Origin of the sequence: Microcystis sp. M31BS1 (assembly GCF_020245285.1) — a bacterium.
Lineage (GTDB): Bacteria > Cyanobacteriota > Cyanobacteriia > Cyanobacteriales > Microcystaceae > Microcystis > Microcystis panniformis.
Window position 1 is genome coordinate 1 of the sequence record NZ_JADBVE010000024.1, and the last position, 12,934, is coordinate 12,934.

Here is a 12,934-nt window from a genome sequence, read left to right on the forward strand (position 1 = left end):
GATAGCTTTTCCTTCTTTAATCCACCGTCTAGCCCGACTGGGTTTGGTGGGCATTAACGGTTTTCCGTCTTTTGAAATAACAGGAACTCTTGCCATGGAGATAATCCTTAAGAGTAAAGTTAAAGTCCCTTACCGCAACACAATCAAGATGTCTTGTCTAACAACGCTTTACCAATAAAGCTTAGAGGGAATCCGAACTAGGGAAGTATTCGGAGGTCTGTGCCAGATTGTGTCTCGATGCGGTAGTCTCTACTTGCGGCGCCTAAATTGGTTTAGGCAAGCTCCGTCCCTTTTATGGCTGGGTTAGTGACCGATCGTGCTAAGTTATAAACCGCATTGATTGTGATTTGGATAGGCAAACCATGCGATCGGAAACCGAATCGTCTCCTTTAGAGGTTAGCAAAACCACAAAACCCCCTCGATTAATTCTAGAAGGTTTATACGCTTTCTCGCCTAATCGGGAAACCCTAGGGGGAACCTCTTATCTTATTGTAGAAAATACTGGCAATATTCTGGTGGATTGTCCTGGCTGTGACGAGAGCGAGCGGGATTTTCTCCGAGAAAAGGGAGTCCGTTACTTATTTTTTACCCATCGCGGGGGTCAGGGTAAACAGAGCGATTCTCTGCAAAGTTGGCTTGATTGTGAGATTATTCTACAGGAACAGGAAGCCTATCTGCTTCCTCACCGTCAAATTACCGTTTTTCAGCAGCAAATCCAGTTATCTCCCACTTGTAGCGGTTTTTGGACTCCAGGCCATTCTCCCGGTTCCTCCTGTCTCTACTGGAACCGTCACGGGGGGGTTTTATTTACCGGTCGTCATCTTCTCCCCGACACCAAGGGTCAACCGCAACCTCTACAGACCGCGAAAACTTTCCACTGGCCGCGGCAATTGCGATCGCAAAAGGCCATTTTAGACCGTTTTAGTCCGGAAACCCTCTCCTATCTTTGTCCTGGAGCTAATACCGGCTTTTTGCGCGGTCGGGGAATTATCGATCGCGCCTACGAAAAAATCAGCGCCAATCCTCTTAACTAAAGACTTTTTAGAAGCTGCATCGTTCAATTCTCAAACATCATGAATTTAACCGTTAAAGACTTAGGTGAACAGGGATTGCTACCGATTCTGCAAAAATATTGTCCTGCGGAGATTATCGGTGATGATGGGGCGATTTTATCCCTCAAAGACGGTTACTCTCTCGTTGTCACCACTGATGTTTTAGTCAATAACGTCCACTTTAGCGATCTTACTACCTCTCCGGAAGATGTGGGCTGGCGAGCGGCGGCGGCTAATTTATCCGATTTAGCGGCTATGGGGGCAGAACCCCTGGGAATTACGGTAGGATTGGCTTTAACTCCCGATCTAGCCATCGATTGGCTAGAAGGACTCTATCGGGGTCTTAGCTCTTGTCTGCAAGTATATCAGACGGCGATCGTTGGTGGCGATGTCTGTCGGGCTACGGAGATTAACATCAGCATCACTGCTCTGGGACAAGTGGCAAAAAATGAAGAAATTAGACGTTTTAACGCAAAAGTGGGCGATAGTATCGTTATTACAGGTTATCACGGTTTATCGCGGGCTGGATTAGAGTTACTCTTGCACCCTGAAACCGGGAGGAATTTAAATTCCGCCCAAAAAAAGCGATTAATCCAAGCTCATCAACGCCCGCGACCGAGACTCGATTGCATACCACATTTACAAAAAATTGTCAAGCAATTTCCCATCGCGGGCATGGATAGCAGTGACGGGTTAGCAGATGCCATCATGCAAATTTGTCGCTGTAGTGGGGTTGGTGCCGAAATCGAGAGTATTCCCCTGCATCCAACCCTGAAAGAATATGTAGGAGCCGAAAAAGCTCTAGAATGGGCTTTATACGGCGGTGAAGACTTTGAGTTAGTTTTGTGTTTGCCCCCGGACAGTGCCAGAGAATTGCTGGAGCAAGTGGGGGAAGAGGGGGCGATAATCGGTCAAATTGTCCCGGGGAAAGAGATAAAATTAGCCGACGGTAGAAACCTCAGTTTAAGCTCTGGCTTTCAACATTTTTAGCCTCTATAAATCGCCAAAACCTTTCTTTTTCTTGATTTTCTTCGGTTTTTTCGGGCTGCCACCTTGACCGCGGAACCCCGGTTGATTGCCCCCCCCAAACATTCCGCCACCCATCCCAGGCATCCCCGGCATAGCGGGCATTTGTCCCCGTCCCATCTGTTGCATCATCGTTCGCATTCTGGTGAAATTAGCAATTAGTTTGCTAACTTCTGTTTCCGGATGTCCCGAACCTTTGGCAATGCGACGACGACGATTAGGAGACTTAGCCAATAAATCGGGGTTAGCGCGTTCCTCCGTGGTCATGGAATTAATCATCGCTTCCGTGCGTTTTAACTCTTTTTCGCCCTTTTCGATGTCTGTCCCGCTCAGTTTGCCCAGACCGGGGATTAACTTGAGGACTCCCCCCAGGGAACCCATATTTTTTAACAGCCGCATCTGTTTGAGGAAGTCATTAAAATCAAACTTAGCCTCTAAAATCTTGGCCTGCATTTTGGCCGCGTCTTCTAGGTCTAACTGTTCCTGAGCTTTTTCCACTAGCGTCAGGACATCACCCATATTGAGGATGCGACTGGCGAGGCGATCGGGATAAAATGGCTCTAAAGCTTCTACTTTTTCCCCAACCCCAACAAATTTAATCGGTTGTCCCGATATTTGCCGCACTGATAGGGCTGCCCCGCCGCGAGTATCGCCATCGAGTTTGGTGAGAATTGCCCCCGTGATGCCGATTTGTTGGTGAAAAGTGTTGGTAAGACTGGCCGCTTCCTGACCGGTCATCGCATCCACCACTAATAAAGTGTCGTCGGGGTTGACAATTTTCTTGATTTGTGCTAGTTGGCCCATCATCTGGGTATCTATCTGCAAACGACCGGCGGTGTCGATGATAACGGTATCTACGCCTAATTCTTTGGCTTTTTCCACACCTTGACGGGCGATATCGACGGGATTAGCCTGAGAACCCATCTCGAAGACGGGAACATTTATCTGTTTACCGAGGGTGATTAATTGGTCAATGGCCGCCGGACGGTAAACATCGGTAGCCACCATCAGGCAGCTTTTGGACTGTTTGCGGAGATATAGGGCTAATTTGGCGGTGGCGGTGGTTTTTCCTGTCCCTTGCAACCCGGCCATTAAAATTACGGTGGGGGGTTTATCGGCCTGAGCTAGGGGAACGTTACTTTCCCCCATAATTTTAACTAATTCATCATAGACAATTTTGATAAATTGCTGGCCAGGATTGACTCCGGAAATAACTTCAGCGCCGAGGGCTTGTTTCTCGACCTCAGCAATAAATCCCTTGACTACCTGTAGGTTAACATCTGCTTCTAATAAAGCCCGCCGGACTTCTTTGAGGGTTTCTTGTATATTGGCCGAGGAGATTTTATCTTGACCTCGTAATTTTTTCCATGCGTCTTCTAAGCGGTCGGCCAGTGCGTCGAACATAGTTTCGGAATTAAATTTTTAACTAGATCGATTTTATCTCAAATGTCCGGTGAAGACCCCCGTTCTTAGCCTGTCAATAGTCCCGGACCTGCATGGTGCGGCCAATCTCCCGGTGTAGGAGAGTGAGCAGCGGGGAGAGACAATCCATAATTGGGTTTTTAAAGTGCGATTTACTTTTGATTGCTCAGAAATAGTCGTAATTTTAATAAACTGAGAGTCTGACCGAGATTGAGGGGAAGGAGGGAAATGCCTTCTAACCGCGATTGTAACCAACCATCACCCCAATACCATTCGTGATAGCCATCGATACCTTGACTCAAAAGCAAGCGTAAACACTGGTCATTGGCTAATAAAACCTGATGTTGTACGGGAATTAAACCTAACCAAGAGGTAAAAGTCAAACCTTCCTCTAATTTATCGGGTAGATTGGGCGAGAGCATTTGCGGCCACAGCCATTGACGGAGATGAGCAGTTTTGAGCAAACTATCCCGGATAGCCTGTTCACTGGCCGAGATTTCGATACGCAGCTGACTTTGTTGAAAATTGCCGAACATATTGTTGTCTGATAATTTTTGTTAAGTTAGTTAAAGAATAACTAAAAATCGGGACAGCGTTTTCCAAGGATAACAGTAAGTAGTATGGCAGATAAATTAATCCGCGCCACGGCCGCCGATGGCGGAATTAGAGTAGTAGGAGTGATTACCACTCGTTTAACCGAAGAAGCTCGCCAAAGACATAAATTATCTAACGTAGCCACTGCCGCTCTCGGTCGCACGATGGCATCGGCTTTACTCTTGGCTTCCAGTTTAAAAAAACCCGGTTCTAGGGTCAATATTCGCATTAAAGGCGACGGTCCCCTAGGCGGTGTTTTAGTTGATGCTGGACTCGATGGCACGGTGCGGGGTTATGTGGACTGTCCCCAGGTGGAATTACTCCCCAATGCTCAGGGTAAATTAGATGTGGGTCGCGCCGTGGGTAACAAAGGTTATGTGCGAGTCTTGCGGGAAGAAAAAGGTGAGGAGAGAAATGAACTTCAGGAAAGCATCGTCGAGATAGTTTCTGGGGAAGTGGGGGAAGATATCGCCTACTACCTGGACCAATCGGAACAAATTCCCTCCGCTTTGCAAGTGGGGGTTTTTGTCGGTACGACCACAGGAGTAACGGCTGCCGGGGGAATTTTATTACAAGTTCTCTCGAAAGAGGCCGCCAGGGATGAGGTCTTGGTGGCTCGTTTAGAGTCGAGATTGCGAAAATTAACGGGATTTACACCCCTTTTACGAGCAGGAAAGGGTCTAGAAGATATTTTTCAGGAACTTCTCGGAGATATGGGTCTAGAAATTTTTCCAGCTGTGCAGATGCTGCGTTTTGATTGTGACTGCTCTTTTGAACGGGCCCTAGGAGCTTTAAAATTCCTTGGGGTCGATGAATTAAAAGACATTATCGAAAAGGATAAACAAGCGGAAGCCATCTGTGAGTTTTGCCAGGAAGTGTATAGTGCCAACGAGACGCAATTAATCCAATTAGTCGAGTCTCTACAAGCTGAATCTTGCTGAGAAGTTGGGCAATGAGCGCCCTTAGGGTAAAATCTATCTAAAATATCCGTCAGGGAGTCGTGAATGTTTAAAGGAAAAGAATTAACCAAAAATCTAGTCAAACGAGAATCGATTGACTCCCTGACTCGTTGGCCAGAGAAAACTAAGTCTTTTCTTTTTCTCTTTTGGTCTCGATACCAGCATCGTTTCACTTGGAAAGTTTGGGCGGCTTTATTTGTCGTCGTCTTTGGCGGTGTTGGCTTTCTCGCCACTTGGCAGTTATTAAATATGCAGAAGTCGCCCAATTGCCCAAAAATCTTCTGGCCTATTGCTTCTGCCTCCCTGCGTCTCTACTGCGCTCAACTTTCCGCCGATAGTCGCACCGTGGAGGGTTTACTCGCAGCAATTGCCCTAGTGGAAGCTTTACCCGATGACCATCCCTTGCGATCGCAAGTTAATCAACAGGTGGAAGAATGGGCGCGAGATATCCTGAATTTGGCTGAAAAAGACTATCAAGCGGGAAATTTAGAGCAAGCGATCACTAAAGCTCGTCAAATCCCCAATAATATGGCAGTAGCGGCAATTATTGAAGAAAGAATCGCTAAGTGGCAAGGAACTTGGACGCAAGGCAACGATATCTTAAGCAAACTAGAGGAAAATCTCCGCGCTTCCAACTGGAATCAATCTTTCCGCCTAGCAGTGGATTTATTGAACTTAAATAACGAATATTGGGCAACGGTTAAATATAATGAAGCGCTCGCTAAAATTACCGTCGCCCGGGAAGATAGCAGTAAATTAGATAATGCCTTTAATCTCTTTGCCCGGGGCGGTCTCGACAATTGGTTGAAAGTCATCGAAGAAGCTAGAAAAATTCAAGCCAGCAGTTATGCCTATCAGGAGGCCCAAAAATTAATCGGGAAAACCGAGGATAAACTAAAAGAATACGCCGAAAGATTAATTGAGCGGAAGCAATGGCAAGCTCTCCGGGATTTGGCTAACCAAACCCCCAAAGACCTCAAAATTAAAGAAGATGTCACCGATTGGTCTGTCTTGTCCGAAGCGGCCTTAGATGCGGAAGCTGGCACGGTGGACGGATTAGAAGCTGGCATACTGGGACTAGAACAAATCGACGCTTCTCGACCTCTCTATCAAACGGCCCTAGCTATGAGGGAACGCTGGCAGTTACAGGTACAGGATGTAAAAATACTGTCCGAGGCTAGAGATTTAGCACAAGCAGGTACAATCGGGCAGTATAGCGCCGCTATCGCAAAAGCGGGCGAGGTTCCCCGTAATAATCCCCTCTGGTCGCAAGCACAGCAGGAAATTGGCTCTTGGAATCGTCAAATACAAGTCATAGAAGACCGGCCGATTTTAGAACGGGCGCGGGAAATCGCTATCCCCGGCGATATTAATTCCCTCAGTAACGCTATTATTCAGGCGCAGGCTATTGGTAAAAATCGGGCCTTATACCGAGATGCCCAACGGGAAATTGACGACTGGCAAGTACGGATTGAACGCATGGAGGATCAACCCATTTTAGATCAGGCTCAAGCTTTGGCCAATCTCAAAGACTATAGCACAGCGATCGACACTGCCAATCAAATTCCCCCTGGTCGCACTCTTTCCGCGGAAGCATCCCAAAATATCCGTCGTTGGCGCCGAGAGTTGCGGGCCCGTCAAAATCTCCAACAGGCTAATCAATTAGCGGCGATGGGAACCGCAGAAGGTTTAACCCGAGCGATTGCTTTAGTTACCAATATTTCCACTAAAACCGATGCGGGTGTGCAACGGACTGAATTGCTGGAACGTTGGAGTTATCAGCTTTTGTCTTTAGCCACGGACCAAGCTAATAATGGCAGTTATCTGGAAGCTATTCGCCTTGCTGAATCCGTATCCCCGGAAAGTACCGCTTACAGTTCGGCTCGCTCCCAAATACGAGGCTGGCGCAATATTCTCCAACCTCCGGCCCCACCACCAATAGTTGAATCGACTCCCCTTTCCCCAGAGTCCCCGATAGAAGCACCAAGTCCGGGTCAATAATCAGTTTTAGGGGCTGTTTTTGCCGTGGATTACCCCTAAAAAAAGTCCCTCATCCCCAGGGGTCTGTCAAGTTAAATCTGTATTATACTAAATCCTGTTTACAAGGGATAGGATGGCGGAGGAGCGGGGAGAAACAATCCATAACTTGGGAGTTCATCGCACTATTCAAAACCGATTTAGTATAAATTGCCAACAAATAACCAAAGCCAATTTTAAAAAGATAATAAGTAGGTAGGCGTTAAAAATTATCAGACACCCCCCTTATCAAGGCTGTCCATTAGTCACATCTTTCTTAACATTTCAAACCTTTGTAGCACAACGCTTTCAAGACTCGGTTAACAATTTGTAATATTCTTTGTTGACACCCTTACTGACAAAGAAAAAACTGAAATCAAGTCAGGATAAGAGTTGGAGTGCTTAATGAAAAAATTGTTAAGAAAGATCCCTATAAGGGATAGAAGGGTAGGGTTGATTCATGAATCAACCCTACCATGAATTAACCCTACCATGAATTAACCCTAGGAATTAAGGGGGGGGATAAAGGGGGGATAAATCTTCAATTTAATTATAACCACTTACTTAGGTGTTATGAATTACATTAATCAATCAAGCAAAAAACAGACCTCCGTAATTTCTATGAAAGCAAGTGAGGTACTGGATTTATATGCCAAAGGGAAACGCAATTTTACAGGAGTAAAATTAAAAGGACAGTGTTTTCAGGGACAGAATTTATCGGGGGCTAATTTTAGTAAAGCAGATCTGCGTGGTACTAATTTTCAAGGGGCTATTTTAGAGAGAACTAAATTTACCGAGGCTAGGGCAGGATTACTAAAGCGCGGTCGGCTACAATTAATTTTAATTTCTTGGTTAATAGCGGCTATCTGCGGCTTTGTGTGGGGATTAGCTGGTTATTATCTAGCTTTAATGCTGGCGACAGATGTAAGCCAATTTAAAATCATTGCTGCGGTGATAATCACGATTTTATCCCTAATTTACGGAAGATTTTATCGTCAGCGAGTTGGGGGATTACCCTTAGTTTTATCCTTGATTTCTGGTCAATCAACAAGTTTTATCCTAGCAATTTGCATCAGCTTAATTTTAACTTTATTGACAGTAATTATCTTGGCTTTTCAAGGAGCATTAGCTGGAATAGCCGTGATGAATGTAACTTTTTCTATAGCTTTGATTGTTGGGTTTTGTGGTAATTTATTCACCGCTTATCTGGCCTGGTTGTCCCTAGAAGAATCGAGAGAAACAATCACGAAATCGATAGCAATTGCTTTTTTAGCCAGTCAAGGTACAAATTTTTGCGGAGCAAATCTTAAAGAAGCGGATTTCACGGGAGCGCAGTTAAAAGCCACTGATTTAAGGGCAAAAGATTTAACTAGAACTCGATTTTATCTGGTATCGGGCATCGAGCGAGCGCGCTGGGAAAAGACAATTTTAGCCGAAGTGGCGATGAGAAATCTTCTGGTTACTGGTCAAGGGGAAAATAAAGCTTATATTGGCTATAATTTTCGCGGACTAAATCTTTACGGGTTTAACTTCAAAAATGCCAACCTGACTAGGGCAAATTTGAGCGAGGCAAATTTAGCCTACGCTAATCTAGAAGGGGCAAATTTAGCCCATAGTAACGTGATGAGAGCCAATTTACAGGGGGCCACCCTGACGGGCGCTTGTATCGAAGCTTGGAAAATCGCCGAAAATACCAATTTAGAAGGGGTTGATTGTGATTATATCTATTTAGTCGAGTCCGAGGGAGAGCGCCGTCCCAGGGAGGGAGAATTTGGGGAAGGGGAATTCCGGCAATTGGCCCTGGAGCAGCGAAAATTGTATATTGACGAATAGGACAACTGCTATACAAAGCTAAAATTGCTGCGCCGAGGCGGACAATTAGAGGGATAATAAGACCAGCCTTAACACCTATCCCCCGACTGGTAACTGATCACTGATAAGCGATGGTGAATATTTCTAATCAAGTTACACCCAATTGGGGACTAGCGCCCCAGGCAAAAGTCCCCGATGTCCAAATCCTAGCGGCGATTGATATTGGTACGAATTCGGTTCACATGGTAGTGGTGAAAATTGAACCGTCTTTACCCGCTTTTACGATTATTGCCAGAGAAAAGGATACAGTCCGTCTGGGCGATCGAGATAGGAAAACCGGTAAATTAACCCTAGCGGCCATGGAAAGAGCGATCGCCGCTTTAAAACGCTGTCACGATCTGGCTATTAGTCTCCATGCGGATCAGATTATCGCTGTTGCCACCAGCGCCACCCGGGAAGCGGCCAATGGTGACGAATTTTTGGCTTTAATCGAGAAAGAAGTCGGTATTTCTGTAAATCTCATCTCTGGACAGGAGGAAGCGCGCCGGATTTATCTCGGTGTCGTCTCGGGGATGGATTTCCAAAACCAAGCCCATATTATTATCGATATTGGTGGCGGTTCCACAGAATTAATCTTAGCCGATAGTCAAGAAATTCGCTTTCTTAGTAGTACCAAAATCGGCGCGGTGCGTTTGACGCAAGATTTGATCACCACCGATCCCATTAGTACCACAGAATTAGCCTATTTAAGGGCATACACCCGCGGAATGTTGGAGCGGGCAGTAGAGGAAATTAAACATCATTTACAGCTGGGAGAAGTGCCGCGTTTAGTGGGAACTTCTGGGACGATCGAAACTTTGATGACTATCCATGCTTTGGAGAAATTAGGAGAAATTCCTAATCCTTTAAATGGTTATCAATTAACCCGCAAAGATGTCAAAGAATTGGTCAAACGTTTCGCCACTTTGGACTATCACCAAAGACTGGCAATTCTGGGGATGTCCGATAAACGGGCCGAGATAATTCTAGCTGGTTCGATCGTGCTTTTGGAAGCGATGACCATGTTAGATGTTGATAAGTTAGTTCTCTGTGAAAGGGCCCTGCGAGAAGGGGTAATCGTCGATTGGATGCTGACGCACGGTTTAATTGATAATCGGTTACTTTATCAGAGTGAAATCCGTCAGCGCAGTGTCTTGAAAATAGCGAAAAAGTATCAAGTTAATTTAGAATCGGCCGAGAGAATAGCGACATTTTCCCTGTCTTTGTTCGAGCAAACCCAAGCACAATTACATTCTTGGAATCAGGAGGCTAAAGATTTATTATGGGCGGCGGCAATTTTACATAATAGTGGTTTATATGTTAGTCATGCTGCCCATCATAAACATTCCTATTATTTAATTCGCAATGGTGAACTGTTGGGCTATACAGAAACAGAGTTAGAAGTTATCGCTAATATCGCTCGTTATCACCGCAAAAGTAAACCGAAGAAAAGACACGATGATTTTATGAAATTAACGGAATATTATCAGTATATGGTCAGACATTTAAGTGCTATACTGCGCTTGGCCGTGGCTTTAGATCGACGACAAATAGGAGCGATTAAAAAGATTGAATGTAAGTATGATCCTGAATATAGAACCCTACATCTGCATCTTTTTCCCAATAATGCTGAAGATGATTGTGCTTTAGAATTGTGGAGTTTAGACTATAAAAAACCTGTTTTTGAGGAAGAATTTGGGGTGAAAGTAGTGGCAACTTTGGCATTTTTACCCTGAAATCATGAGCGATCAGTAGCTTGAAATCGGCAAGATGGAAATTTTCGAGACTTGTTACCTATTATTCTAGGTCAAGATTATCGATCGAGGTAAATTGATAAGTAGGTAGGCACAATTATTTGTAGGATGGGTTAGCGGTAGCGTAACATAATCGGGCGTTGGGTTTCATGCTTCAACCCAACCTACGTTCTAGGTCAAGATTATCGATCGAGGTAAATTGATAATTTTTGTTGATAGTCAAGCAAAAAAAACGTTAAAAACTGCGAAGTTACTGTTATAATCCAGAGGGAATAGGAACGCAGGAAGAAAAGGAGCAGAAAAACTTGTTGCAATTAGCCAAAATTGGCCGCTTGATCGCTCTGGGTTGCTTAGGAACGATACTGACTAGCTTTCCTGTCCTCTCGGCCGAGAGAATCACTTTTATCTTAGCGCCCTTTAGTCGTACCCTAGAAATTAGTTCCCTAGAAAAGTTTGCCAAAACTGGCAGAATTGACGCTAATCTAAGACAATATTTAGGTAATACAACTGCGGAACAACAAAAAGAATTTCGCCAAGCTTTAACCACAAGTAAAGAAATTAATCCCGTCCTGATCTCGCGCTTTTTTAACTCCACAATGGGGGAAGATATCCTCAACCTCTTAGGGGAACTGATCACCATTCAAGGGGGTATTAATGGTAAATTTGCCCTGCGTTCTGCCCTAATTAAATCAGCTTTTGAACCGGAAGGGGTAACTATTCTTAGCCTGCTGCGTAATCTGCCCACTAATATGCAGATTGATGTGACAAAAGTGCAAAGATTAGCTCGGGCGATCGATGTCGTCCTGAAAGCCACCACAGTATTCACAGAAAAGGTGGCGCAATTATCCTTAGAAGAAGCTAAAAAGGCCGGTGAAATTAATTTTACCGCTATGACCGACCCCCGACAACCGGGACCGCAACAAGTGGAACAGATGCGGCTGGATTTAACCGATAGCCGTCGTCAGAGGGAACTTTATCTAATTATTGTCAAACCCAAGGGGCAATTAACCCAGAAAACCCCCGTTATCGTCTTTTCCCACGGTTTAGCTTCCCGTCCTGAAGATTTTGTCCGACAAGCGGAACATTGGGCTAGTTACGGTTATCTCGTCGCCATACCCCAACACCCCGGCAGCGATACCCTACAGGTACAGAATCTACTCGCCGGTTTATCGCGGATGGTTTTTTATAGCAACGAATTTGTCAATCGTCCATTGGACATATCTTTTGTGATCGATGAATTACAAAGACGCAACGCGGGGGAATTTCAGGGGCAATTAGATTTAGATAATGTGGGAGTTGGTGGACATTCCTTCGGCGGTTATACAGCCTTAGCGGTGGGTGGAGCGACGATCGATTTCGAGAATTTACAACGGGACTGTCAAAGAAGATTAGCTTTTCTCAATGTCTCCCTCTTGCTGCAGTGTCGTGCTTTGGATTTACCCCGAGAAGAATACAATTTTCGCGATCCGAGAATCAAAGCGATTTTTGCGGTTAATCCGTTTAATTGGAGTATTTTTGGGGCTAAAGGACTGGCTAAGATCGAAATTCCCACTTTTGTAGCGGCAGGAACCTACGATCCCGCTACCCCCGCTATTTTTGAACAGGTGCGCTCTTTTCCCCTGCTCAACACCGAAAATAAATATTTAGCTCTGATTGAAGGTCAAGCTCACGTCGATTTTTCGGTACTAGATGCGGGAATTAACGAAGCGATCGAATCCATAGCCGATCTTACCCTGCCAGCACCATATCTGATCGATAGTTACGCCCATTCCCTATCTTTGGCCTTTTTTGAGGTGTATATTCGCAAAAACTCCGGCTATAAACCTTTTTTACAGGCGGCCTATTCCCAATATCTCAGTCAAGGCCAGGAGTTTCGATGTTTTCTGATTACCCGCGCCTCCTCGGCCGCTTTAGAACAGCTAATCGAAGATTTTATCGCTCAAAATGTCCGTTAATCAGTTATCAGTTATCAGTTATCAGTTATCAGTTATCAGTTATCAGTGTTCAGTGTTCAGTGTTCAGTGTTCAGTCATCAGTTAACTGATAACTGAAAAAATTACCACCTCCTAGTCCCAATTCATAATTCATAATTCATAATTCATAATTTATGTTTGTTGAGGGCGTTTAAGTAGTAATTGGATAGCCAAAAGAATTAAACCAATGGTGACAAAAGGACAAATAAAGGTTCCTATATCAGTTATCAGTGATCAGTTATCAGTTTACTGATCACTGAAAAGCTCCCCACTTCCCCACTTCCCCA

10 protein-coding genes are annotated in these 12,934 nt (G+C 44.9%); 7 read left to right on the forward strand and 3 right to left on the reverse strand.

Features of this window, described 5'->3' with window-relative positions; genetic code table 11:
• Positions 1-96 (reverse strand): RRXRR domain-containing protein (locus IM509_RS01115; RefSeq protein ID WP_211571681.1); only part of this gene is annotated, 96 nt, incomplete at its 3' end.
• A gap of 266 nt (positions 97-362) precedes the next feature.
• Here IM509_RS01115 and IM509_RS01120 point away from each other — a divergent pair.
• Positions 363-1,034: an MBL fold metallo-hydrolase gene (locus tag IM509_RS01120; protein WP_072926834.1), complete on the forward strand. Its 672-nt coding sequence runs from the start codon at positions 363-365 to the stop codon at positions 1,032-1,034.
• A gap of 39 nt (positions 1,035-1,073) precedes the next feature.
• On the forward strand, positions 1,074-2,042 hold the full coding sequence (gene thiL / locus IM509_RS01125; RefSeq protein WP_072926837.1) for a thiamine-phosphate kinase: 969 nt from the start codon (positions 1,074-1,076) through the stop codon (positions 2,040-2,042).
• Positions 2,043-2,045: 3 nt separating this feature from the next.
• Here thiL and ffh read toward each other — a convergent pair whose 3' ends face one another.
• Positions 2,046-3,482, reverse strand: coding sequence for a signal recognition particle protein (gene ffh, locus IM509_RS01130; protein ID WP_052275929.1), 1,437 nt, complete (start codon positions 3,480-3,482; stop codon positions 2,046-2,048).
• 170 nt (positions 3,483-3,652) lie between these two features.
• Complete coding sequence (locus tag IM509_RS01135) at positions 3,653-4,036, reverse strand: hypothetical protein (protein ID WP_002791292.1); 384 nt, start codon at positions 4,034-4,036, stop codon at positions 3,653-3,655.
• Positions 4,037-4,120: 84 nt separating this feature from the next.
• Here IM509_RS01135 and hslO point away from each other — a divergent pair, with 84 nt between their 5' ends.
• The 5 genes from hslO to IM509_RS01160 all read left to right on the forward strand — a co-directional run bounded on the left by hslO (position 4,121) and on the right by IM509_RS01160 (position 12,629).
• Positions 4,121-5,035 carry an Hsp33 family molecular chaperone HslO gene (gene hslO / locus IM509_RS01140; RefSeq protein ID WP_002759591.1) on the forward strand — a complete coding sequence of 305 codons (915 nt, stop codon included), beginning with the start codon at positions 4,121-4,123 and terminating at the stop codon, positions 5,033-5,035.
• A 63-nt stretch (positions 5,036-5,098) separates the two neighbouring features.
• Positions 5,099-7,054: a chromosome segregation ATPase gene (locus tag IM509_RS01145; RefSeq protein WP_185237490.1), complete on the forward strand. Its 1,956-nt coding sequence runs from the start codon at positions 5,099-5,101 to the stop codon at positions 7,052-7,054.
• 636 nt (positions 7,055-7,690) lie between these two features.
• Positions 7,691-8,902, forward strand: coding sequence for a pentapeptide repeat-containing protein (locus IM509_RS01150; protein WP_260441288.1), 1,212 nt, complete (start codon positions 7,691-7,693; stop codon positions 8,900-8,902).
• Positions 8,903-9,012: 110 nt separating this feature from the next.
• Complete coding sequence (locus IM509_RS01155) at positions 9,013-10,656, forward strand: Ppx/GppA phosphatase family protein (protein ID WP_185237488.1); 1,644 nt, start codon at positions 9,013-9,015, stop codon at positions 10,654-10,656.
• A gap of 323 nt (positions 10,657-10,979) precedes the next feature.
• Positions 10,980-12,629 (forward strand): alpha/beta hydrolase, encoded by a 1,650-nt coding sequence (locus IM509_RS01160; RefSeq protein WP_072926844.1) that lies wholly within the window; start codon positions 10,980-10,982, stop codon positions 12,627-12,629.
• Positions 12,630-12,934: the final 305 nt, after the last annotated feature.